Origin of the sequence: Psychrobacter sp. JCM 18901 (genome assembly GCF_000586435.1) — a bacterium.
In the GTDB taxonomy this organism is placed as follows: Bacteria; Pseudomonadota; Gammaproteobacteria; order Pseudomonadales; family Moraxellaceae; genus Psychrobacter.
This window is the reverse complement of sequence record NZ_BAWH01000011.1, coordinates 22,753-47,780: the sequence shown is the minus strand read 5'-3', so window position 1 is coordinate 47,780 and position 25,028 is coordinate 22,753. Positions and strand designations below refer to the sequence as shown.

The window sequence follows — 25,028 nt, the reverse complement described above, 5'->3', positions numbered from 1 at the left end:
CAAAACGGCAGTGAGTGGTCAACATGGATAGTTCCCCTACCCCGCGCATTTATCTTGGCACTGGTGGCTATAGCGATACCGATTTGCTCGGTACGCTGTATCCCACCGGTACCAAAAAGACCGATTTCTTACGAGAATACGCCAAACAATATGGCGCAGTCGAAATCAACAGCACCTTTTATGCGCCCATAGGACAAAAAGCCTTTGCTGGGATGGTTGATAAAGCTTATGCACAAGCCGACAGTCAGTTGAAGTTCGCCGTCAAACTGCATCAAGACTTTACTCATGCACGTAAAGGCACTGCTGAGCACGCACAAGCATTTCTAAACGCCTTATCTACACTTATCGAAGCAAATGCTTTGGCACCTTTATTGCTCCAGTTCCCACACGGCTTTGACCGTACTCGTGAGCATCGTCTCTATCTGGCCAATCTCGTCAGTTGGTTTCAGGACTATCCACTCGCTATTGAGTTTCGTCATAATGGCTGGCACACACCGCAAGTGGTCGATAGCTTTCGGCAGCAAGGTCTCATTTGGTGTAGCGTCGATTATCCCAAGGTTAGCGGATTACCGCCGTCACGATTGATATTCACTGAACGCACTGGCTACCTACGTATGCATGGCAATAATCTAAACTGGTGGGATGCGATGAGCGCGGCTGATCGCCATGATTATCGCTATAGCGAAGCTGAGATGCAGGACTGGGCACAAGCGATTGCCAACCAGCGACAGCATTTTGATACGCTCTATATTTTCTTTCAAAATACCGTCAATGCACACGCTTATTATAATATTGCGATGCTGCGTGAAGCGCTGGGTAAGTTTGGGTTTGAGGTTTTGTGATAGATATAATTAAAAATTAAGCTACTTATATAGAAGCCATAATACTGCGAAATTTAAAATATAAGGAAATAGAGTGTACGCAATAATAACTGAAAACGATGAATCTGCTTGGGCTGATGAAACTGGTATCCTTTACCACTTTCCTAAAAGATATTTAAAATATCTAGAGCCAGGCACTCATGTTATTTACTACAAGGGAAGTCTTAAAAATAAATCTTTCTCGAAAAATAGACTATCTGATGCTCCTCACTATTTCGCTATCGCTAAAATCGGTAAGACCTACCCAGACAAAGAAAGTAATAAAAATGACTTTTTTGCTACCATTACTGACTTTATACCCTTTGAAGAAGCAGTTTTAGCAAAAGATGATTCAAATTATCTAGAGATAATTCCTGATTCGAGAAAATCTAACTATTGGCGCGATGGAGTAAGAGCTATCGATGATGAGACTTACCATCTTATTATCTCTAGAGTCACTCCTAACAAAGTTTCAGAGAAAAAGACGGCTTATACTTCAGATGAAACTGTAGGAAAATTTCAGGATTCACTTGAATCTTTCAGTGAAGGCAAAAAAATCAAAACGCTATGTAACTACATATGAAAGAAATCCTAAATACAGAAAACAAGCGATTGCTATTCACGGTAACTCTTGTGCTGCTTGCGGATTTAACTTTGGAAGTTTTTATGGAGAATATGCTGAAGGGTTTATTCATGTCCATCATATAGTTCCTGTATCGGAATTTGAAGCACCCAAACACATAGATCCCGAAAGCGATTTAATTCCTCTATGCGCGAATTGCCACTCTGTCGTCCATAGAAAAAAAGACAAGACATTGTCAATTCTTGAAATAAGAAATCTAATAGCGGATAACTCTACTTAGTATTATAGCTGTGCTTGAAGCGCTGCCTTATTGATAAATACTGTATAAGCATAATTACCCATTTACCGAAAAATATTTAGTTATCAAGACTTGTCTTCAACAAACTTCCTTATTTACGCACTTTACATCCGCATAGACACAATAGATAAATTTATCTAAAAACAAGCATACTGAATCGCTCTACTTATTTGTTTTACACACTGGTAACTTATCTCCTACTAATCAAGAGACATCAGTCAAAACGCCATATAAGCGTACTGATATTCACTCATAATATTGGAGAAAGTATCGATGACAACACTAAAAAACAAAGTCGCGATTGTAACCGGTTCATCAAAAGGTATCGGCGCACAGATAGCCTTATCACTTGCAGAATCAGGGGCTAAAACCGTCATTAATTATGCAAATGATGACTCAGCAGCCAATGATATCGTAAGTCAGATTAAATCCGCAGGCGGTGAAGCTATCGCTGTGCAAGCCGATGTTAGCAATACCAAGCAAGTCGAAGCAATGTTTGATACCACTATCAGCGCGTTTGGTAAGCCAGACATTCTGGTTAATAGCGCAGGTATAATGATTAATAAACCCATTGCCGAGACCACTGATGAAGACTTTGACCGTATATTTGCTATCAATGTAAAAGGCACGTTCAATACATTGCGTGAAGCTGCGACTAAACTCAATGACGGTGGTCGTGTCGTAAACCTCTCAAGTACGACCACTCGTATGCTGCTACCTAGTTACGGCACTTACTGTGCGACCAAAGGCGCGGTCGATCAGCTAACCCGTATATTTGCCAAAGAAGTTGGCGAACGCAATATCACGGTCAATGCAGTATCTCCCGGCCCTACTGACACTGAGCTATTTCATCAAGGTAAATCGGATGACACGGTGGAGAGACTTGCTAGCATGTCACCGTTTAATCGTATCGGTGAGCCAGTCGATATCGCTCGTGTGGTGGCATTTTTGGTCAGTGAAGAAGCAGCTTGGGTTACTGGACAAAATATCGGCGCAAACGGCGGTATCGCCTAATAGCACTACTCTATCAAAAATATGTTTTGATCAGATATCGAAATAGAAAGTTATATAGAAAGCTAGCACATAAAAAAGGACACCTCGCGGTGTCCTTTTTTTCAATCAAATACTTAGTCGTTAAAGATTACTCTTCAACGCCAGCATCTTGACCTTTATATTTTGCATTTGCGTAGTCCCAGTTCACTAGCTTGTCTAGGAACGTATCAACATAGTCAGGACGACGGTTACGGTAATCTACATAGTACGCATGTTCCCATACATCACAAGTCAATACCGCTACTTGGTCATGTGCAAGTGGGGTGTCAGCGTTAGCCGTTTTGGCGATTGATAATTTGCCACCGACTTTATCAGCAACTAGCCATGCCCAACCTGAACCAAACTGAGTCAATGCTGCGTTTTTGAACTCTTCGCGGAACTTGTCGTAGCTACCGAAATCTTCTTCGATTTTTGCTTTTAGATCGCCAGTAGGTTCGCCGCCGCCGTTCGTTGGCGTCATGCAGTTCCAGTAGAACGTGTGGTTCCATACTTGAGCTGCTTGGTTGAACATACCTTGCTTGCTGTCATCTTTAGCAGTCGCTACGATGATTTCTGGCAATGTTTTATCTTCTAGACCAGAACCTGGCAACATGTCTTTTAGCTTGTTTACATAAGCAGCATGATGCTTGTCATGATGATACTCTAGCGTTTCGGCACTGATATGTGGCTCTAGTGCGTCTTTTGCATATGGTAGGTCTGGTAAAGTAATGTTTGACATAATTATTTTATCCTTGCTGTTTAGCCGTTAGTTTATAAAAACTTGCTTATAGAAACTGAATTTTACGCTATTTTTACACCGCAAAAAAAACACTATAAAATAGCGGACTAAATTGGCTGAGTTTATTGTTTGAAATGAACTTTATCGCTTGATACACGGTACTGCTCAATACAATATCACGTATCATTATGAATCCAAAATTAACCTAGCGGTTACTTATTGCTATTATTCTTCGTCAAAAAGCCAAGTCTCTGACTTTATAGACTTTTATTAACTTAATATTCACAAGCTATAAGATATAATTCACTGTAGCTTGGTATCTATTATAGCAATAGTGACCAATAATATCAGTTACCAAATGTTATAGCCCGTACAATCTGTATAGCGATTGGTTATTTATTAAGCGGTAACCGCATTCACTCTAACTCATGCGTTATCATTGTTAGTATAACTACTTCAATCGACAAACAATTTACCGATTAGCGCTACAGAAGATAAATAAAGCCTACTCGAATAATAGCTCTTCATTATCTTTATATTACGGAATAACTCTATGAGCACTACTGATACCTCGTTAACTGCTACCCATCCGACATCTGGCAACCAATGGGTACTGGCCAGTAACAATAAAGGCAAATTGGCTGAATTTAAACGGCTATTTGCCGAAGCGAACTTGGACGTGACGATTGTCCCGCAATGTCAGCTCGATATTGAAGACGCCATCGAGGATGGTCTAAGCTTTGTAGAAAACGCCATTATCAAAGCCCGTCATGCGAGCCGTATCAGTGGACTGCCTGCGATTGCTGATGATTCAGGACTGTGCGTGCCTGCACTAGGTAATGCGCCAGGCATCTACTCTGCTCGCTACGCTGGTGAGCATGGCAACGATAGTAAAAACAATGTCAAGCTCATCGCTGACTTGCAGCCTATCCGCGCAGTGAAGCCAGATACTCCGATCAAAGGTATGTTCGTTTGCGTACTGGCAATGGTGCGTCATGCTGATGATCCGCTACCGATTGTCGCCCAAGGATTATGGCATGGCGAAATCTTGGATACGCTACATGGTGACGGCGGTTTTGGCTATGATCCATTATTTTGGTTACCTGATTTGCAAGCCAGTGCGGCGAGTCTAAGCGCTGCTGATAAAAACAGCATCAGCATCGTGGTCAGGCAATCCAGCAGCTATTGGCGCAGCTGCCTTTATAAGTACTTTATAGCTGTTCTATCCATAACTATCCGTAAGTGCTCATAATGCTCATAATACGCTTACAACCTTATCGCTGTTTTTTATCCGTTATCTTATTTATTGAACGCGAATCTGGCTAACTCTTTATATAAAATTAAGCCATACAAGAGCAAGCAACATAAGGAAACATGCCATCAAAGAGATAATTTTTACTTTAATAAACAGATAGATTATACTGTTCTACTTTTAAAATTTTGTTGAAATCCGTTATTTGGCTGTATAATTCACCAAAAAGCGTTATTATGCGGTGCATTAACGGTTTATTATCGATATTTGATAGCATGGACAACCTCAGCAGGTTCACCTTTTAGTATCAGCGGCGATTGCTACTGGCACTGAATTTGACGTTGTGCGCTATCGCTATCCCCTATTTATTTCAACGGCAGCCCGTCGTACATGCCCGTAATTTGAGGCGCGGTCTGTCTATTACAATTTAACCCTAAGTACTATTTCATTAATCAAACGTACTACTTAATCCTAAAGGTGTAATTAACATGGCTACAGATTTACAAGTCACAACCAACAAGCTATCTAATAAAGAAACCCAGCTAACGGTTAAAGTACCCGTTGAAAAAAATTCAAAACAAAGTTGAAGGCCGTATTCGCCAAGTTGCGAAAACTGCAAGATTGACGGTTTCCGTAAAGGTAACGTCCCTATGTCACACATCCGCTCTCAGTACGGTGCTGGCATTCAACAAGAAGTTATCAACGATGTGATCCGTGATACTGTGTTTGAAGCGATCAAATCTGAAGACATCCGTGCTGTTGGCATGCCTAACATCGACGACGTAAAACTTGAAGACGATTTCTTGGTATATCAAGCCACTGTTGAAATCTTCCCAGAAGTAGATGTACAAGGTATCGATGAGATCGAAGTTGAGCGTCACACTGCACAAGTTAGTGAAGAAGACGTTGACACTATGATTGAAAACCTACAAAAGCAACGTGAAGAATTCGTTGAGAAAAAGGGCATGGCTGCAAAAGACAACCAAGTGACTTTTGACTTTGAAGGCTCTATCGACGGCGAAAAATTCGAAGGCGGCTCTGCTGAAGACTTTAAACTAGTTATCGGTAGCAACCAAATGATTCCAGGTTTTGAAGCTGGTATCAAAGGCATGAAAGCTGGCGAAGAAAAAAACTATCGACGTCACTTTCCCAGAAGATTATCAAGCTGAGAACCTAGCTGGTAAAGAAGCTCAGTTCAAAATCAACGTAAAATTGGTTGAAAAATCTAAGCTACCTGAAATTAACGAAGAGTTCCTTGAGCTATTCGGCGTAAAAGAAGGCGGCGTTGAGAAGTTGAAAGAAGACGTACGCAAAAACATGGAACGCGAAATCAAAAACGCTGCGCGTAGCCAAGTTAAGCAAGCGACTTTTGACGCATTGCTAGAAAAGAACGAGTTTGATGTACCAAACGCGATGCTAGAGCAAGAAATCGAGCGTCAACGCAACATGATGATGCAACGTTTTTCTCAGCAGTTCGGTGCGAATGCTGATAGCTTCGATAAAGACATGCTGCCAAATGAGCTATTTGAAGAGCAAGCGCTACGTGCTGCCCGTCTTGGCATCATCGTTGCCCGTGTTATCGATACCAAAGGCTTAGAAGTAGATCAAGAGCGTGTAGAAACCTTCATCAAAGAAGCCGCTGAAAACTACGAAGATCCAGCAGAAGTTATCGAGTACTACACCAATGACAAGCAGCAGCGCGCTAACATTGAGTCTGTTGTACTAGAAGACCAAGTAGTAGATTACTTGATCGCACAAGGTAAAGTAACTGACAAAGAAGTTAGCTACCAAGACTTGCTAGCTGCTCAGCAACAACAGCAGCAAGCAATGTAATTTAGACTGAGCGCTGTGTGGTGTTAAACCATAACACTTAGGCCGCACTCTTGTTCTAAGCGCCAAAAAATACGGCTCCGATCATCGATCGGGGCCGTATTTTTTTTATAGAAGCTTGATAACCGCTTTATTTAGTAAATCATCGTAGAGTTCACTTTAAACAAAAGCAGGAACAAACACTGCACCCAGTCCGAGCACGACGAGCCCGCGTTGTAACCATAAGTTATCACCTAGGCGTTGCTGTAGCTGTTGACTGACCAACGTACCAATGGCATATAGCGCCAGCATCGTCACTAGCATCCCTGCATAAAATCCTAGCTGACCACTCACGCCAGCATTTGCTGGTACTTCCAGCGCATGTGCCAACCCATGAAAGACGGCCAAACCACCAAAACCAAACAATGATAGCTGCTGAATACTTGGCGTGCGTGCTGTATGGGTCTGAGCAGAGAATGCTTCTTGTCTGCTTTTTTTGGCTCATCAAGACTATAGCTAATACGACCACCGACAGTGATATCGCCACTTCAATTAGCCCAGATGATGCAACAAATGCAATACCGCCAATCAGCACGCCAGCCGTGCCCAATATCGCGCCTAATGATAACCCTGCCGTCAATGACATCATGCCTAAGCGCTGCTTTTGTAGCCCATAAAACAACATGCCCATGCCTACTGCCAAAAACAGATGATCAAGGCCAGTGACTGGATGCATCAGTCCTGCTTGCAACGTACCCAAAAATGACGGCGCTTGCGCGGTAGTCGAGTGAATATGACCTGAATGCGCCTGCGCCAATGACGGTAGCATTAGTGACGTCATCACAGCCGAACCAGATACGATATGAGGAGCTGAGAGCACTTGTGAAAAGCGAGAGCTTTCGATATGAAGACCTTTTGTACACTGTGTCATGCGGTTTTTCCTTATTCTTTATGTTTTAATGGTAAAAGCTCATCTGCTCTTTAGGCAAGCATGCCATGTTCTTTAATAAAGGCGATAATCTCATTTAGCCATCGCCTGTTTTCATATTGCTAAAGACAAAAGGTTTGTCGCCACGCATTTTTTTGGCATCGCGTTCCATCACTTCAAGCGAAGCACCAACCATTGGTGCAAGGTCAGTCTTATTAATAATCAACAAATCAGACTTGGTAATGCCGGGGCCACCTTTACGAGGTATCTTATCGCCTGCAGAGACATCAATGACATACAAGGTCAAGTCAGACAGCTCTGGACTAAACGTCGCGGCTAAATTGTCGCCACCTGACTCAATGATAATCAACTCCAAACCTTCAAAAGTCGCTTGTAGCTCAGCGATCGCAGTCAGATTAATAGAAGCATCTTCGCGGATAGCCGTATGCGGACAGCCGCCCGTCTCTACACCGCGGATACGCTCAGCAGGCATGGCATCATTGCGAGTTAAAAACTCTGAATCTTCTTTGGTATAGATGTCATTGGTCACCACTGCCATATTGACCGTATCGCGTAGGTTTTGGCATAGCTTAAAGTCAAAGCAGTTTTACCACTACCAACTGGCCCACCAATACCAAGGCGTAAGCACGATAAGGCAGAAGATGGTTTCTGGCTGTCGCTATCAGTCTGTACGTCTGATGCAGTGTGAGAATTTTTTAATTTGAGCGGAGTTAGAGACATATTAATTTCCTAAAACAGTTTATATATTAATAATTATAAATAGAAATAAAGGTACAGTTATGAGCGGAACAACCGACTGTATTGCTCTTCGTGCATACTTGAGAGAATAGCCAAACTGGGCAAGTTATTAGAGATATTAAGCGATTCATAGAGGTCTTGGCATAGCTGCTGACAGTCCGACTCTTCACTATCACCTAAAGTATTGGCCGTGTTTGTCGACATGACTAAGGCACCAAAGGCCTGTTGCACATCATCGCTTAGAGCATCGACCTGAGCACCTAGATCGCTTTGCAATTGCCAAAGAATACGCTGACCCGCCATCTGTCCTAACGGCACTGTCTTAACAGCAGCGAGCACCATGTTCTCTAATTGAGCAAATCCATAAATAGTCATTGACTGCGCTAGTGGCAGCTGCCAATGCTGAGCAATATGTGCAAATAGCGGCAAAAATCCATCTTCAGGTATTTCGGCCGGTATGCCAAGACTCAATACTTCGTTGAGCCACGACACCATCGCCTGTGCCAACTGCTGCGACTCCAGAACAAACTCTTTACTCTCGAGGCCAGCGTGATAGTCGTGTGCTAGATTTGCCGCTATCGCTTCACGACCTTGGCTTAGTGCACACATGATCAGACCCAATATAGGCAACTCATAGCCAATGACTGCAAGCGCTAGATAGTCCTGCATAAATGTAAGCGTACTGGATTCATCAGAGACAACCCCTGACTCAATCGCTGACTCCACACCTTGCGAATAGGTATAACTACCAATCGGCAAATTACTCGATGCCAGCATCAGTAGCTGTCCAAGTTGGGCAGATTGAGTAGGCTGGACACTGGTATCAACCATCATTTGAACGACCTACAGACGCATCATGATGACTATGGCTATGTTGATGTCCGTGGCTGTGGCTTTCATCATGGCTATGGTCATGACTTTCCTTATGACTATGAGAGTCACTATGCGAATGTGAGTGAGAGTGGCCATGCGCATGCCCTTGGCCCGTTTGATAAGCGCCCGTTTCAGGCTCAAATGGCACTGACGTAGACTCGATATGTAGACCAAGATTTTCTAACATTTGTGCAAGTACATGATCGTTTTCAAAATATAACGCATAGCCTGCATTACCCTGATCAAAACTGTGGTCAAACATCAATGGCACATGACGGTTGCCCAAGTGATAAGCGCCTTTCATTAGTAGAAAGTCATCGTCAGCCGTCACTTTGGTCACCGCTTGCGGCTTGGCGATGACTTGCATCAACTCCCCTGCTGCATTGATAAGGACATCATTTCCTTTTAGTACACCTGTACGAGGCAAGTCAACACCAACTGCCTCACCTGAAACAGTAATGGCTCTAAAGCGGGAATGCTGACGAGTATCAAAATCCAATAGCAGGTAATCATCGGCTTGATACTGTTCTACCAATTGTGCTTTTTGGGTATCGCTAAGCGTACTTAAACGGGTATTAAATATTTTCATTATTCTTCTCTGGCTGTTGTTGCTCAAACTATTGGTCAATAGTATTGATGGTAAAAGTATTGGGAATAAAGATACGATCTCATTCAAGAAACCAACTGACCATTGGCATACATGGTTTATGGCTCACTGTCTTAGAGAGCTCCTATAAACGTGCATCATAAGCTCTAAAATAAAAAGTAACGCTGTGCCATGGGTAGTACATCAGCTGGCTCACAGGTGAGTGTCTTACCATCAGCGCGTACTTCATAGGTCTCAGGATTGATGTCCATATCTGGGCAGTAGCTGTTAAAGCGCATATCGCCTTTACGAATTTTACGGATGCCGTGTACTGGCTGAATGACTTTGGTCAATCCAAGCTGCTTATCCACTTGTTTGTCGATCGCCGCTTGCGACATAAAAGTAATGCTGGTTTGGGCAACCGATTTTGGATATGTCGCAAACATAGGACGATAATGTACAGGCTGGGGTGTGGGAATAGAGGCATTGATATCACCCATCGGTACTGCAGCAATGAGCCCGCCTTTTATAATGCATTCAGGCTTTACCCCAAAAAACTTGGGCGACCATAGCACCATATCTGCCCATTTTCCCACTTCGATTGAGCCGACCATATCGCTAATACCGTGAGTAATCGCAGGGTTTATTGTATATTTTGCGATATAGCGTTTGATACGGAAGTTGTCGTTATCCGCGCTTTGGTCATAATCTGTCAAATTGATGTACTCTTGCTCATCCTCAATGGTCGCTGTTGTATCTGGTGCTAGATGGCCACGTTGAACTTTCATTTTGTGCGCGGTTTGCCATGTACGGATGACCACTTCACCCACCCGCCCCATCGCTTGTGAATCACTACTCATCATCGAGATAGCACCCAAATCATGCAAGATATCTTCTGCGGCGATGGTTTCTTGACGAATACGGCTCTCAGCAAAGGCCACATCTTCAGCAATAGCAGGACTTAGGTGATGACAAACCATCAGCATATCGAGATGCTCATCAATGGTATTGACGGTATATGGTCGAGTGGGATTGGTAGATGATGGCAAAACATGCGACTCGCCAATAGCCTTTAGAATATCGGGCGCATGGCCACCACCTGCCCCTTCAGTATGAAAAGTATGGATACAGCGGTTTTTAAAAGCAGCAAGTGTACTCTCTAGATAGCCACTTTCATTTAAAGTATCGGTATGAATGGCCACCTGCACATCATAGTCGTCAGCGACACTCAAGCAGTTATCAATAGCTTGCGGTGTTGTACCCCAATCTTCATGTAGCTTCAGCCCCACGGCACCTGCTTCGATTTGTTCAGCAATGGGTTCTGGTACACTCACATTGCCTTTACCCAGTAGTCCAATATTCATAGGGATACTATCAGTAGACTTTAGCATTGAGGCAATATGATACGCCCCTGGTGTACAAGTAGTAGCGAGCGTACCTTGAGCTGGTCCTGTGCCGCCGCCCAGCATCGTAGTTACCCCTGACATAAGCGCCGTCTCACACTGCTGGGGCGCGATAAAATGAATATGACTATCGACGCCACCTGCTGTGAGGATTTTGCCTTCGCCAGAGATGATTTCGGTAGCTCCGCCAATAGGAATATCAATAGCGGGCTGGATATCAGGATTGCCCGCTTTGCCAATGGCACTGATACGACCATCTTTGATACCAATATCCGCTTTATAGATGCCTGTATAGTCAACGACCAATGCATTGGTAATAACCGTATCGGCAACTTCCGCGCCTAGTAACTGTCCTTGTCCCATGCCATCACGGATGACTTTACCACCACCAAATTTGACTTCTTCACCTTTGATTTCAATAGGCTTACTACTCTCACCACTTTGCGACGTATCTGCTTGATCAACAGCTGTATCTTTATGACTGGTTAAATCCGCCTCAACCTGTAGCCAAAGCTCAGTATCGGCAAGACGGACTTTATCGCCTGTGGTAGGACCAAAATGCTCAGCATAAATACGACGACTGACTCGCTTCTTCGAAGTAGCGATTGCCTTCTTATCAGTAGTGCTCTCTGATGCTTTGTCTGGATGAGCTGCGCCCATGACGCGCCCAGCAAAACCATAGACGTCTTGCTTGCCAGCGTATGCTACCAATTCGACTTCCCGTGATTGGCCAGGCTCAAAACGTACGGCGGTGCCAGAGATAATATTTAGGCGAAACCCCCGAGTTTGCTCTCTGTCAAAACTCAAGGCATCATTGACTTCATAAAAGTGATAATGCGAGCCGATTTGGATAGGTCTATCACCAGTATTACTCACACTGATGGTCTGTACCTGTCGCCCTTGGTTTAAGATAATATCGCCATCTTGGATATGGTATTCGCCTGCTTGCATGGTAGCCGCCTTATTTTATAGTGAGCATGTCAGTGCTATAACAATGGTATACAGCGTTACACGATGGGATTATGTACCGTGACCAGTTTGGTGCCATCAGGAAAAGTCGCCTCGATTTGTACTTCATCTACCATCTCTGCGACACCTTCCATGACATCATCAGCAGACAAATACGTAGCACCTTCACTCATCAGCTCGGCAACTCTTTTACCATCTCGTGCGCCTTCCATCAGCAACATACTGATATAAGCGATGGCTTCGGGATAGTTAAGCTTAACACCGCGATTTTTGCGGCGCTCAGCCACCATACCAGCGGTAAATAGCATGAGTTTGTCTTTTTCTGTTGGGGTCAGGTGCATGACAATTCCTTATTGTACTTATCATTATATTTATAGCAGATTAGAGGTTTTCAAAGCATTAAATATCGATTAAAAATAGTCGCAATATATCTTAGTTTCATTATTAAAAGTGGCCGTATTAGGTGTCCCAAATACGTGGACGACAAGGCTCAAGTTGCCACCAATGATCTCGCAAGACTTCTCTCAGCTGATAAAACGCTTCAAAACAACTACGTACATCTGAGCCGATGTAGCGGATATTGATCGCTTGGCAATTATGCGTGCAGTAGACAGGCAGTTGTGCTTGAGCAATGACTTGGCGCAATGCTGCTACGGAGTTATCTAGATAGCGGGTTAATGATTGCTTGATAGTTGCTTGGGCTGTTTCGGTCGATTGCGTAGTCTGTGATGCAGAGAGTGCAAGATTGTCATGGACGTCACTTAAGCTTGGAACTGCCCAAAACGATCCATAAATATGCTGGTTCGCTAATCCCAAATTTGAGGTAAACCAGCGATTTTGTGCTGCCTGCGCTACTCGCTCAGCAACGATAACCTTGCCATCTCGGTAGATGTTCAATCCAGTATGATAATACCCTTGCAAAAACTGCTCGTCGTAAGCTTGCCGCCCAAATACGCTAATCTCCCATGTCAGTAGACTAGATGAATCCGTCAAATCGAAACGGCTCACTGCATGCATATTGGCTTCGTTATAAATGATACTCTCTTGCGGCAGCCATTCTAATCGGGTATGTGCTGCGAGTTTGGCTTGTACGTGTTGGCTCGCATAGGCAGCTATTTCATTTTGACCCATACTTTGGTGAGTGTCGTTGTCGCTCAACGGAGCTTTATGTTTTTGACTAACACTGTCCTTACCGTACCACTTACCTGCCCTGGTGTGGTGATAACAGCGTGGCTGCCACTATCTAAGTTTAGGTCTATGGTCAGCGTATCACCGCCTGCGATACCGGCTGGCGGGTACAACATCAGTATGTGACAAATACCCTGCTGTACGCTTGGCTCAGGATACAGAGCACGCTGTACCATCAAGGCACCCGTGTGCTTACGATGATAAAGCCGCGTTTTTGAGTTATCAGCCGTACCTTCTTTGGCCGTACTTGTCCTGCTAACAGTGTCAAAGCTTAATGCTAAAGAAGAGGCCCAACTCATTTTATATACTCATTTACCAATTAAATATGTTTCAGTATTTTATATGACAGCTATCATTTGCTATCCGCTAAGAATTCTATTGCCAATCGTTAACTACAGTTCATTAGCGACAGTAATATCAGAATAATAACGGAGGGATACAGCCTACACCATTTATCGTGCCTAGCGCACCACGATAAATAAAAGCGTCAATGTTTTTATTGATACAAGCATTGTGCCAACTCTTGATAGCAGGTAACTAGATAAGAAACCTTAGCAACTCAAAACTTTGATTTGTCTGCGCTTTTTATATTTAACTTAAATGATAAAAATAACACTATATTTCCAGCTATTTTCTAAACGTTTTTTTGAGCTTCAGTCATTTATAAAATTAGCAGATATTTGCACCAAAACAGTACATTTTGTCCATAACAGTGCATTTTTTTAGCGTTATTGTTAGCGCAATACCCTCTGAGGACATTAGATAAGCAAAAATACTAAACGCATAATTATTTGCAGGCTTAGACAGTAAGATAGGTGGATTGTAGGGCTATTAATCAGGTATTCTATGTTAAAAGTTAAGTCAGACATGATTTACGCTATTTGTATCGATACAGACACTGTCGATACAGGTACTATTAATATCCGTCCGACTTGATAATAGATAAGATAGTATTTATCTACTTCTAGACGTATTTTTAGTATAAGTTTTAATATAAGCAATGAGTCCTAGACATATCGGAGGGTCACTTTTTCACCTATTTTATGCACAAACCCGTTTTATAGGCTTGAATAGTGAGCGCAGCCCCCTTATAAACAACCCATTAGTCAAAAACTACTAGACAATAAAACATTCAATCCATTTTTATTTTATACATTTATCGATAGGACTTTTCTATGACAGATTATGATCGCATCACTGCCAACCCGCATTTTGATATGCTGATGAGTGCGCACAAAGAAGTACAGACCACACAAGCGGCATTAGTACCTATGGTGGTTGAACAGTCCTCACGCGGTGAACGCTCGTTTGATATTTTTTCACGCCTATTACGTGAGCGCGTTATCTTTTTGACCGGTCAGGTCGAAGACAACATGGCTAACCTTATCGTTGCCCAGTTACTATTCTTAGAAGCTGAAAACCCTGACAAAGACATTCATTTATATATCAACTCGCCAGGTGGTTCAGTAAGCGCGGGCTTGGCTATTTTTGATACCATGAACTTTATCAAGCCTGAAGTATCGACTATCTGTATGGGCGGTGCTTATAGTATGGGTTCATTCCTATTGGCTGCAGGGCAAAAAGGCAAACGTTATTCGCTGGCCAATGCTCGCGTGATGATTCACCAGCCTTCAGGCGGCGCGCAGGGTCAAGCAACAGATATCGAAATTAATGCTCGTGAAATCCTTAAAACTCGTGCACGTCTAAACAGTATCTTAGCTGAGCGTACTGGTCAGCCAGTAGAGAAAATTGAAAAAGACGTTGAGCGTGATTATTGGTTAGATGCACAAGAAGCCAAAGAGTATGGTTTGGTTGACGAAGTATTAGAGCGTCGCCTGAATCTTTGTAATCTAAGCATTAACGTGATGCCTCTTCATTGAGAGTGCAATCATAAGACCCTTTATAGTTTATTTGCCGTACAGTAAACCGTTATCAATGTCATACCTGACCATTAGAAGGTATGACCATTGAATGAATACGATAATTGACATACTACAAATAAACTAACCAGTTTTAAATTTTAGGAGCGCCTTTTATGGCAGAAGATAATACCCCGCAGTGTTCGTTTTGCGGTAAAGCCAAAAGCGATGTACAGCAACTGATTGCTGCTGACGATGCCAATATCTGCAATGAATGTATCGAGCTATGTACTGACTTAATCGCAGACAGCGCAGAGCACGGTGATGACGATAGCGAAGTAGATACTTCTTGGGTCAATAAAAAAACTACCAACGCCAAAAGAGCTGCGTGCCAAGCTTGATGAATATGTCATCGGTCAGGACGCTGCCAAAAAAAGCATTGGCTGTTGCCGTCTATAACCATTACAAACGTCTAAAAGTTAGCCAGACGCTAGCCAACGACAGCAAAAAAAGCCAAGATCGGCGCTGACGATGCAATGGTAGAATTGGCTAAGAGTAATATCTTGCTGATCGGTCCGACTGGTTCTGGTAAGACGCTACTTGCGCAAACCTTGGCTCGTCTGTTAGATGTACCTTTTGCGATGGCTGATGCCACGACATTGACCGAAGCTGGTTATGTTGGTGAAGACGTTGAAAACATCGTACAAAAGCTCCTCCAAGCTTCTGATTATGATGTAGCTAAAGCTGAGCAAGGTATCATTTATATTGATGAAATCGACAAAATCAGTAAGAAAGGTGACAACCCATCTATCACGCGTGATGTGTCAGGTGAAGGCGTACAGCAAGCGTTGCTAAAGCTAATCGAAGGTACGGTGGCTGCTATCCCGCCGCACGGTGGTCGTAAGCATCCACAGCAAGAGTTGATCCAAGTTGACACTAGCAACATCCTAATCATCGTTGGTGGTGCATTTGCTGGACTTGATAAAGTCATTCAGCAGCGTACCGAAAAAGGCGGTATCGGCTTTAACGCTGATGTCAGCTCAAAAGACGACAGCCGTCGTAGCTCAGACTTGCTACAAGAAGTCGAGCCAGAAGATTTGATCAAGTTTGGTCTGATTCCTGAGCTGATCGGTCGTCTACCTGTACTTGCAGCGCTAAAAGAGCTTGATGAAGAAGCACTGGTACAAATCTTGACGGAACCTAAGAACGCACTGGTAAAACAGTACAAGTACTTGTTCGATATGGAAGGTGCTGAGATTAGCTTTACCCAAGAAGCCCTAGATGCCATCGCCAAAAAAAGCAATGGAGCGTAAAACTGGTGCACGTGGTCTACGTTCTATTGTAGAAAATGCGCTGCTTGAGACTATGTATGAGCTACCTTCTATGGAAAACGCTAAAACTGTAATGGTTGATGCGGACGTTATCAATAAAGGTAAAGTACCTAAAATTGCTTAAGTTCTAATTGATATGAATAGTCCGTTATCGTTAACGGACTACTAAAAAGCGTCTGGCTAAATTAGCTCAGGCGCTTTTTTATGCCTATTATTTAACCAATTTGTCTGTTGGATAGCTTGTTTACTAGATAATTCGTCTACTGAAAATTAGCGACATTCATTACGTCTACTCTGAAATGACAGTAGCGTTTATCAATCGCGAGTAAGCATCAGCACAAACCATGCTAATGTAGATAGACTGTTTTGACCCTTAGACTTTATTTCTATATACCGCAAAATATAGCCTGTACAACCCATATGATTAATAAGACAAAGGATTGTTTATTATGCTCAACCATGTGACCGCTATGGCGACTTCATTGCGCCAACATTTACCGTTTTCTTCCAACCGTACCTCATTGGATGACTCGGATGTTGCATCCTACTATCGCAACCATGTCGCTGCTATCACAGGCGCAGGCTCTGGTATGGGGCGTGAGCTGGCCATTCATTTAGCAAAAATGGGCTGTCATGTTGCACTATCAGATATCAATCCTGAACAGCTGGCAGCGACCAAACAGTTACTTGCAAATTATGATGTCAACGTCACTATGACCGTACTCGATGTGTCAGACAATAAAGCCGTGGAAGCATGGGCTGATAGCGTAATGGCAGAGCATGGCAAAGTAAATTTCATCTTTAACAATGCAGGTGTTGCGCTCTACTCTACCGTCGAAGGCAGTAGTATTAGTGAGCTTGAATGGGTAATGAACATTAATTTTTGGGGCGTGGTTTACGGTACTAAGGCGTTTTTACCGTTAATCAAAAACAGCGTTAAAAAGAGCCAGTTTGGCGAGCATGGACATATTATTAATATCTCAAGTCTCTTTGGTTTGACCGCTCAACCATCACAGTCAGCCTATAACTCTAGCAAATTTGCCGTACGCGGCTTCACGGAGAGCTTACGCCAAGAGCTAAACATTCAGAACTGCGGGGTATCAGCAACTTGTATCCATCCGGGCGGCATCAAAACCAATATTGCCAACAGCGCGCGCGGTAATGAGAGCATCCATGATATTGGCATGAGCACTGGGCCCAAAGCCATCAGAAGTTTTAATAAGTTCTTAAAATTCGATGCCAATGAAGCGGCTTGGATTATTCTACATGCCGCAGCGACCAACCAGCAGCGCTGCTTAATTGGTAACGATGCCAAGATGATTGATGCCATTCAGCGGGTATTTCCATCACACTATAGCCAAGTGCTGAACGACTTCCATCAACTGTCCCGCAAACTAAAACCACGTCGTCATAAGAAGCTAAAGACCGTTAAATAGTAGGTTATCAACATTCCCTCTATCATGAGAAATTGATGAATTTATATATAAAAAGCCCAGCTATAGTCGTAGCTGGCTTTTTGAAAGTTGCCATTATTGATGAAGGGTAAGACTAAGTTTTAAGATTGTTGATGATATTTTAGTTCAACCTTCCAAGCATTAAGGCAGCTTCATATCACCAGCGACCAACCAGCCCATACGGCGCATGATGTAAGCCACTAACCCTGCAATCACCGCAGGTAATATAAACATCAATAGAATAATCGCTGTCCATAGTTGACCGGTGCTCATGATTTCTTGTGATGCCTCAATAACCCCAAACACACCGACCAAACCAGCAGTACCCATACCCGCCCCTGTCGCGGTACAAGCTAATCCAAAACCAACGGTCGCGATAGGCCCAACGATAGCGCTAGGAATGACAGCAGGTAGCAGAACGATAGGCTTTTTGAGCACATTAGGGATTTGCAGCATACTGGTACCCAAGCCTTGAGAGATAACGCCACTAACGCCATTGTCTTTAAAACTTGCAACAGCAAAACCAATCATATGCGCTGCACAACCCACCACTGCTGCCCCGCCCGCCAAGCCACCAAGCCCAATAGCAATACAAATGGCTGCACTCGACGTTGGTAGGGTCAATAAAATACCAACCACTACGGCGATGACGATACCCATTAGAAGAGGCTGTAATTCAGTAGCGGCATGAATACCCTGACCGATAGCTGCGACCCCTGCTACGATAGGCGGATTGAGCAGTGCGCAGACTAATAGTGCGACGCCGCACACTACTAAGGGCACCAATAAAATATCAAGCTTCGTCTTACCAGCGACCCAAGTACCAGCACGATAAGCAAATACAGAAGTCAGATAAGCACCGATTGGATTGCCCGGTAGCGCTACAAAAGTTGCAGGCCCACCCACTTGCGGCGTAAAGAGCGTGCCTGCCATTAGTGCTTCGGAATGGGCACCAAGCATACCTGCCACAAGGCAGCTGAGCATCACTAGCGTTGGCGCTTTGAGATAGTAAGCGATACCTACACCGATGCCAGCACCCATTAATATCGAGGCAAGCTTTCCGACCGCGACCAATGCTGGCAAATCTAACCAAACACCGATTTGCGAGATAATCAGACCTGCGATCAACGTGACAAATAGCCCTAAAGCCATACCAGTAAAAGCATCGATAAAGTATTTTTGAAAGAACGCTTTGATGACGCCTGCTTGCGGTATTACTGAGTTAGATACGGTCATAACCATACTCTTAATGGACGTTTAATAGGATAAAACAGCTAGAAAGCTTTTGATAAAATAAAGAGATAAAAAAAAGCGTCATTACGACGCTTTTTTTAATAAATACAATAACTGTAAACGACTCAACCTAGCGACGCTGTTCAACGATAATAGAATCTATACCATTGTTCTGTAGGCGCTGCTGTGCTGTCGTTACTGCTTGACGGTTATTCAAAGGACGCGAGATGACTTGATAAATTGGCAAGCCATTGCCCGTCGTGTTTTTGACCACGCGAGCATCGACACCTGCCATCAGTACTTGCGCACGGCGACGATCCGCTTCATCTGCATCACTAAAGCTATTGATCTGCAAGATGTAGGTCGCTGCAGGTTTGGCAGCTTGGATACTCGCCGTACCTGCTGCTGCATTATTATTACGGGTTGTAGCGTTGCTAGTAGCAGGCGGCGTACCATCATAAGTTGCATCTTCTTCAACGACAACGATATCCTCACTCGACCCAGCATTATTAGCACCAGCAGGCTCGACAGTCGCATTTTCCGAACCACCGAAGCTGCCTGTATTTTCTGTACTGCCTGCATCGCTCTCTGGTTGAGTCACAACAACGTCTGGTTCAAACGCACCGATATCACCTATTTGATCATTATCAATGTCAGCGATATCTTCATCAGGGATGGTTGCCATCTCTTGATTTGGCAAAATATCGTAGAATTCATAATCGCCATTGTCGGTATCAGTATCCACACGTGGCTGTACTTGGCGATCAGAATCGTTCTCAGCACTACCATCAGCGGGGCTGAAATTGAATAATGGTGAGAGGTAGATAAACACTCCGATCATAAGGGTCAATACGGCCCCAACAAACATCCACAATAAGCCTGATACGCTACTTGATTTGCGCTTTTCTGTCGCGCCTTTAGGTTTTTTTGGCTAGCATGGATCTCGTTCTCCCTACTGGATTTAACTATCATCATCGAATTAATGCTATCAGCTGTCTATACTCATGTCACATATTAGAAAAGTACTACATGCTAGACGGTGCAGACAAGCCTAGCAGGCTAAGCCCATTTGCCAGTACCTGTCTAACGGCTTTGGACAGACGCAAACGTGCTTGCATTAAGTCTAGCTCATCTTGACTTGGCGTTTCACCTGACGTCAGGCTCATAGGCAAGATACGGTTGGTGTCATACCAACCATGGAACAATGCCGCCAGCTCTTTTAGGTAGTTGGTCAACACATGCGGCTCGTAACCAGTCGCTGCACGAAGTAACGTCGCCGGATAGCCTGCTAACAGTTTAATCAGCTCGTCTTCGTTTGGTGCACTTAGCAAATCTTGATGTGCCAAACCAACGGCATCATCTACGGTCAACTCGTAGGTTGCCAGTTTTTCTAACACGCGGCAAACGCGCGCATGAGCGTACTGAATATAATACACTTGATTGTCTTTACTTTGTGATTTGGCAAGTTCTAAGTCAAAATCAACATGCACTTCAGGCTTACGCGCTACGTAGTAGAATCGTGCAGCATCGTTACCGACTTCTGCACGTAGCTCACGCAAGGTCACAAACTGACCAGAACGCGAAGACATTTGTACCTTTTCATTACCACGCCATAACGCCACAAACTGTACAAGCACCACATCCAGACGTTCAGCATCGATACCAAGAGCTAGTAGCGCTGCTTTTACGCGTGGGACATAACCATGGTGGTCTGCGCCCCAAACGTTAATGACTTTATCAAAGCCGCGATCAAACTTGTTTTTATGATAGGCGATGTCAGAGGCAAAATACGTCGACTGACCATTGGCACGGCGTACCACACGGTCTTTTTCATCGCCGAAATCAGTCGATTTAAACCAGATGTTGCCATCTTTTTCATATAGATAGCCTTTGTCATCTAGTATCTGTAATACAGGCTCAATCTCGCTATCGATAGATCTTTCGCTAAACCAGCACTCGTAGCTCACACCAAAGTCGTTTAAGTCGTCTTTGATATCCGCCAAAATGCTGCTCAATGCTGCGTTTAGAAATAGCGCATAGCTGTCACCTAACAGAGACTTACTATTGGCAATCAAACCATCAATATGCGCTTCTTTATCACCTGAAACTAAGGTCTTTTCGCCATCAGCATTAATCTCAAACTGAGCATCTTCTGGCACATTTTTGGCAACGTCTGCAAAACTATGAACGTAGCTATCGCCATGCTGTGTTTTTAGCGTTTGGGCGATGTCACTGACATAATCACCTTGATAGGCGTTGACTGGGAAAGTTATCTCTTCACCATTTAGCTGTAGATAGCGCAAATATGTACTGGTGGCTAAGATGTCCATTTGACGACCAGCGTCATTGACATAATATTCACGTGTGACGTCATAACCGATGGCTTCTAGCAAGTTAGCAACGCTCATGCCAAATGCAGCACCGCGACCGTGACCAACGTGCAGACTTGACGTTGGATTGGCAGAGACAAATTCGACTTGGACTTTTTGACCGTCAAACTGATTACTCAAGCCAAAGCGATCTTGCAATGTGAAGATATCATCCAATACGGAAAACTTAGCTTCCGAGTTTAAGAATACGTTGATAAACCCTGGTCCTGCGATTTCTACTTGGCGAATATCTTGATTGTCAGGCAATGCGCTGACGATTTTTTCAGCAAGTTGACGCGGATTGGCTTTAGCTGCTTTCGCTGCCGTTAGTGCGATATTACTGGCAAAATCACCGTGACTTAAATCTTTTGTACGGGTAATTTGACTGTTGTTTTGCCAATCGCTTGGTAGCGTACCATCTGCTTGTAGGGTTTGAATTGCATCATTAAATAGGGATGCAAGCGTATCAATTTGGGCTTGTGACATAGGAATTTGAACTCAATTAAATAAACAACAAAAACGGTGCGAATGCGAGCAATCGATAACTGCTTATTATAATAGCGACCGACATTGCAGGGATAGAATAATGTAAAAAGATAAGTAACCTGTAAATATAACAATCTTTGCGCTTTATTGCACCATTTGCGCCAAAATTAGCACTAAAATCTTACCGTTATCAGGATTTGGGCTGACTAATATCAATGATGCAAAACTGATAAATAACTCATAACGTGAATTGTAGCGTTACTGTTGCTCAATACTGGGCAGTCGTTTATACCTGACTGCTTCCACGTTATAATAATGGTTTGTACGGCTCTTCTAAAATATAGAAGACGCGTTACTACTCTATTATAGGATTACGCCATGTTTGCTATTGCCGCCAGTACTGTCACCAGTTGGGGACTGTATGTCTTGTTGCCGATATTCATCGCTTTCTTGTTTTTTTATTATGTGGGATATCTCTAAAACGTCTGAAGCTGGGCGCGCTGGTACTTTCTGGATATTCTTAGCACTTGGTGCAGGTTCTGTTGGTTTTATCCTTAAGATAGTCATGGAAGTCGCTTTCAAAAAAATGGTTAATCTAATTAGCCATTTTCATCATTATTCTTTGATATCGCTTAGGACATAAGTAGCAAAACTAAAAACGTAATATACAGCCTATGACTGCTGCGCTTTATAAGGTGTCAGTCATTTAAATCAAAGCCTTTTAAATCAAAGTCTTCTAAATCAAATAAGCTATTGAGCCTTAGCATTATTCTCTATGACCTGACTCACATACGTTGGTAGGTCCCACGCTCCACCAGCAAAACCTCGGCACATTCCCGTACTAGACTCTTCGCTCTTAGCAAACGTTTCACCATTCCATATCCATGCAGTACGATTCCAGCAGTCACCGATACCTCGGTCTTTGTGAGTAGCGGAAATCTCACCATCAAAATAATCATTTCCTGCTGTCGTGATAAGCGTAGGTTTGCTAGGTTTTGCATTATCAATGAGCCAATAGCCGTTACTAGAATTGTAAGCACCTAGCCAGCAAGTATGCGCGGCTAACGTATAGCTATCATCAATCGGTATAAAGTCCCAACCAAGCATCGTAGAGCCATACTCTGACATCCGCTGATATGTCTCAGTTTTTGGGTTAATCAGCTCACAGTCGCCCATCGCGTCCTTGGACCTATAAGCTGCTCGGCATTAATATCGACCCAGTTATCAATATTTTTCTGAAAATACGCTAGCTTTGATGGAGCAAGTGTTTTGTTGTCTTTTGCTGAATACGCAAATGCTTTTTGAATGATTGGTTTTGGTAGAGCTGCTTTAGGACGTTGACGATTTGGGTGGTTCTTACTAACCAATGCTATCGGCGTCCCTACCGACCTTGCACATCGTCTAGTTTAAGCAATACGGCTGACATGCCTTTATCGCTGATCTGCCAGTGGTTGTCGCCCGCTCTAATTTCTATCTTGGTCGCTATACGAGCATGATCAAGCAGTGCTTGAGTCTGCTTGGCTGACAGGTCATATAGTAGACTGTCTTCTTTATTAGGTTGCAGCACACCATAGTTTTTGTTGTTTAGCCAAAGCTCAGCAGGCTTAAGGTCGTCTAGCGGCAATTCTGATATAAACTGAATTTGCGCTTTTGGTAGAGCTACTTTTGGCAATGCTGTGAACAATATTGAGGCAGGCTCATCTATGAGTGCTTCACTAGCGTATCCAGCAGCTCGACAAGTGCGCGTATTATCACAAACCACTTGCCAGTCGTCTTGTACAAAGCCCCAACCTTCGGATACAGTTCCATAACCTGCCATAGCAGGTAGCGATAGCAAGCTGGTAGTAGCTACAATCAAAGTCTTTGATGTCTTCAATGTCTTCATAGTGCTTTCCTTATGTTAGTTACCACCATCAATGCTACTTTTTGGCAATCAGAGTCGCACGCATGGGAGCAGGATACCCTTCGACGGTCTTAGTCGAATCATTAGGATCTAAGAAGTCTGCTAACGAATGATAGGTCATCCACTCGGTTTGTCGTTGTTCCTCAGTCGAGGTGACTGCTACATCGACGCAGCGCACATCTGAAAACCCTGCTTTCTCTAACCAGCCAATTAATGCTGCCACCGATGGTAAGAAATAGACGTTATTCATCTGCGCGTAGCGGTCGTGCGGTACCAGTACAGTATTGGCATCACCTTCAATCACCAGCGTCTCAAGTACCAGCTCACCACCTTTGACTAACTGTCCTTTAAGCTGTTGTAAATGCTCAAACGGTGACTGACGATGATAAAGTACGCCCATGCTAAATACGGTATCAAACAGCTGACTGTGCTCAGGTAACGCTTCAAGCGGTACAGGAATATAATGCGTATGGTAACGGCCTGTATAATGATCATGAGTATGAGCGTCTGCGGCACCAACAAAGTGACGAATCGCCATAAATTGATGATAAAACAAACATGACGGATCAATAATAATAACGGTATCCGCGCCAGCCCCTGCCATGCGCCAGCCGTGATAACCAGAGCCACCGCCTACATCCAATACGCGGCGACCGTCTAACCTACTTAAATGCGGCGCAACACGTTTCCATTTCCAATCACTGTGCCACTCGGTATCAATCTTAATACCTGACTCATCATCGCCGATTTGACCGCCAATCTGAAATGGGCCTTTACGCCACGGCATCAACTGCTTTAATAGTGCTGTTGTTTGTTTGCGTTGAGATTCATTTAGATCTGCCTCAATCGTCAAGGTGTCACTGTTTAGATCGACATGATTGACAGCTAAGTTTGGCAAACGAGCAACTGACGCTTGGTAGGCAGGAGCATGCGCATAGTTGGCTTTGTCTTTTATATCACCTAGCCACGTTGGTAATTGCTTGAGCCATTCATAAGCGCTTGGCTGCTGCTGTGCCAGCTCTAGCAGGGTTAGATATAGTTCGCGTTCGGCGTTAATGATAGTGTCGTTGAGCATAAAAGCAGGTTACCGTATTGATTAATATTCAAATGAATA

Annotated in this window: 19 protein-coding genes and 7 pseudogenes; 10 read left to right on the top strand and 16 right to left on the bottom strand. The window is 43.7% G+C overall.

All coding sequences use genetic code 11. The annotated features are described in order from the left end of the window. The first annotated feature begins 23 nt into the window (after positions 1-23). From TT11_RS09460 to TT11_RS09445, 4 genes are all read left to right on the top strand, one after another. Complete coding sequence (locus TT11_RS09460) at positions 24-842, top strand: DUF72 domain-containing protein (RefSeq protein ID WP_261870202.1); 819 nt, start codon at positions 24-26, stop codon at positions 840-842. Between the two features lie 73 nt (positions 843-915). Further along, the gene (locus TT11_RS09455) at positions 916-1,443 is read left to right on the top strand and encodes a hypothetical protein (protein ID WP_261870201.1); all 528 of its coding nucleotides are present in this window, start codon (positions 916-918) and stop codon (positions 1,441-1,443) included. Further along, positions 1,403-1,723: an HNH endonuclease gene (locus tag TT11_RS09450; RefSeq protein WP_261870199.1), complete on the top strand. Its 321-nt coding sequence runs from the start codon at positions 1,403-1,405 to the stop codon at positions 1,721-1,723. Before TT11_RS09455 ends, TT11_RS09450 begins: the two co-directional genes overlap by 41 nt. Positions 1,724-2,014: 291 nt before the next feature. Beyond that, complete coding sequence (locus tag TT11_RS09445; RefSeq protein WP_261870198.1) at positions 2,015-2,755, top strand: SDR family oxidoreductase; 741 nt, start codon at positions 2,015-2,017, stop codon at positions 2,753-2,755. A gap of 127 nt (positions 2,756-2,882) precedes the next feature. On the opposite strand, the gene TT11_RS09440 is transcribed toward TT11_RS09445, so the two are convergent. Continuing rightward, a complete protein-coding gene (locus tag TT11_RS09440) occupies positions 2,883-3,512 on the bottom strand; it encodes a superoxide dismutase (RefSeq protein ID WP_101205324.1) in 630 nt (209 codons plus the stop codon). Positions 3,513-4,065: 553 nt separating this feature from the next. Between TT11_RS09440 and rdgB the strand changes: the two are divergent. Then, positions 4,066-4,718, top strand: a pseudogene (gene rdgB / locus TT11_RS09435) (RdgB/HAM1 family non-canonical purine NTP pyrophosphatase). A 534-nt stretch (positions 4,719-5,252) separates the two neighbouring features. Next, positions 5,253-6,597: pseudogene (tig, locus tag TT11_RS09430) on the top strand (trigger factor). A gap of 156 nt (positions 6,598-6,753) precedes the next feature. Here the strand turns inward: tig and TT11_RS17275 are convergent. From TT11_RS17275 to TT11_RS09395, 8 genes and pseudogenes are all read right to left on the bottom strand, one after another. Beyond that, the gene (locus TT11_RS17275; RefSeq protein ID WP_370587833.1) at positions 6,754-6,963 is read right to left on the bottom strand and encodes a hypothetical protein; all 210 of its coding nucleotides are present in this window, start codon (positions 6,961-6,963) and stop codon (positions 6,754-6,756) included. A 106-nt stretch (positions 6,964-7,069) separates the two neighbouring features. Beyond that, positions 7,070-7,402, bottom strand: a pseudogene (locus TT11_RS17270) (HupE/UreJ family protein); the annotation flags it as partial. A 152-nt stretch (positions 7,403-7,554) separates the two neighbouring features. Further along, positions 7,555-8,242: pseudogene (gene ureG, locus TT11_RS09420) on the bottom strand (urease accessory protein UreG). A gap of 57 nt (positions 8,243-8,299) precedes the next feature. After that, positions 8,300-9,094 (bottom strand): urease accessory protein UreF, encoded by a 795-nt coding sequence (locus TT11_RS09415; protein WP_261870195.1) that lies wholly within the window; start codon positions 9,092-9,094, stop codon positions 8,300-8,302. Beyond that, complete coding sequence (ureE, locus tag TT11_RS09410; protein ID WP_261870194.1) at positions 9,084-9,722, bottom strand: urease accessory protein UreE; 639 nt, start codon at positions 9,720-9,722, stop codon at positions 9,084-9,086. Before ureE ends, TT11_RS09415 begins: the two co-directional genes overlap by 11 nt. Positions 9,723-9,886: 164 nt before the next feature. Next, positions 9,887-12,073, bottom strand: a complete 2,187-nt coding sequence (ureC, locus tag TT11_RS09405) for an urease subunit alpha (protein WP_261870193.1) — start codon at positions 12,071-12,073, stop codon at positions 9,887-9,889. Between the two features lie 56 nt (positions 12,074-12,129). Beyond that, a complete protein-coding gene (gene ureA, locus TT11_RS09400) occupies positions 12,130-12,432 on the bottom strand; it encodes an urease subunit gamma (RefSeq protein WP_057761815.1) in 303 nt (100 codons plus the stop codon). A 118-nt stretch (positions 12,433-12,550) separates the two neighbouring features. After that, positions 12,551-13,578, bottom strand: a pseudogene (locus tag TT11_RS09395) (urease accessory protein UreD). 924 nt (positions 13,579-14,502) lie between these two features. On the opposite strand from TT11_RS09395, the gene clpP reads away from it, so the two are divergent. The 3 genes and pseudogenes from clpP to TT11_RS09380 all read left to right on the top strand — a co-directional run bounded on the left by clpP (position 14,503) and on the right by TT11_RS09380 (position 17,905). Beyond that, positions 14,503-15,159: an ATP-dependent Clp endopeptidase proteolytic subunit ClpP gene (gene clpP, locus TT11_RS09390; RefSeq protein ID WP_261870241.1), complete on the top strand. Its 657-nt coding sequence runs from the start codon at positions 14,503-14,505 to the stop codon at positions 15,157-15,159. 155 nt (positions 15,160-15,314) lie between these two features. After that, a pseudogene (gene clpX / locus TT11_RS09385) lies at positions 15,315-16,593 on the top strand (ATP-dependent protease ATP-binding subunit ClpX). A 325-nt stretch (positions 16,594-16,918) separates the two neighbouring features. Next, positions 16,919-17,905 carry an SDR family oxidoreductase gene (locus tag TT11_RS09380; protein ID WP_261870187.1) on the top strand — a complete coding sequence of 329 codons (987 nt, stop codon included), beginning with the start codon at positions 16,919-16,921 and terminating at the stop codon, positions 17,903-17,905. A gap of 159 nt (positions 17,906-18,064) precedes the next feature. Here TT11_RS09380 and TT11_RS09375 read toward each other — a convergent pair whose 3' ends face one another. The 3 genes from TT11_RS09375 to argS form a co-directional block, all read right to left on the bottom strand. Beyond that, positions 18,065-19,159, bottom strand: a complete 1,095-nt coding sequence (locus tag TT11_RS09375; RefSeq protein ID WP_261870185.1) for a PTS transporter subunit IIC — start codon at positions 19,157-19,159, stop codon at positions 18,065-18,067. A gap of 127 nt (positions 19,160-19,286) precedes the next feature. Beyond that, positions 19,287-20,024: an SPOR domain-containing protein gene (locus tag TT11_RS09370; RefSeq protein ID WP_261870183.1), complete on the bottom strand. Its 738-nt coding sequence runs from the start codon at positions 20,022-20,024 to the stop codon at positions 19,287-19,289. 157 nt (positions 20,025-20,181) lie between these two features. Then, positions 20,182-22,011 carry an arginine--tRNA ligase gene (argS, locus tag TT11_RS09365; protein ID WP_261870181.1) on the bottom strand — a complete coding sequence of 610 codons (1,830 nt, stop codon included), beginning with the start codon at positions 22,009-22,011 and terminating at the stop codon, positions 20,182-20,184. Between the two features lie 378 nt (positions 22,012-22,389). Between argS and TT11_RS09360 the strand changes: the two are divergent. Next, positions 22,390-22,654 (top strand): annotated as a pseudogene (locus TT11_RS09360) (DUF2788 domain-containing protein). A 107-nt stretch (positions 22,655-22,761) separates the two neighbouring features. Here the strand turns inward: TT11_RS09360 and TT11_RS09355 are convergent. The 4 genes from TT11_RS09355 to cmoB are packed head-to-tail and all read right to left on the bottom strand — an operon-like array spanning position 22,762 to position 24,989. Further along, a complete protein-coding gene (locus TT11_RS09355; RefSeq protein ID WP_261870179.1) occupies positions 22,762-23,187 on the bottom strand; it encodes a DUF1176 domain-containing protein in 426 nt (141 codons plus the stop codon). Continuing rightward, complete coding sequence (locus tag TT11_RS09350) at positions 23,169-23,378, bottom strand: hypothetical protein (RefSeq protein WP_261870178.1); 210 nt, start codon at positions 23,376-23,378, stop codon at positions 23,169-23,171. Before TT11_RS09350 ends, TT11_RS09355 begins: the two co-directional genes overlap by 19 nt. A 14-nt stretch (positions 23,379-23,392) precedes the next feature. Further along, positions 23,393-23,896 (bottom strand): DUF1176 domain-containing protein, encoded by a 504-nt coding sequence (locus TT11_RS09345; RefSeq protein WP_261870177.1) that lies wholly within the window; start codon positions 23,894-23,896, stop codon positions 23,393-23,395. A 34-nt stretch (positions 23,897-23,930) separates the two neighbouring features. Then, positions 23,931-24,989 carry a tRNA 5-methoxyuridine(34)/uridine 5-oxyacetic acid(34) synthase CmoB gene (gene cmoB, locus TT11_RS09340; protein ID WP_261870176.1) on the bottom strand — a complete coding sequence of 353 codons (1,059 nt, stop codon included), beginning with the start codon at positions 24,987-24,989 and terminating at the stop codon, positions 23,931-23,933. Positions 24,990-25,028: the final 39 nt, after the last annotated feature.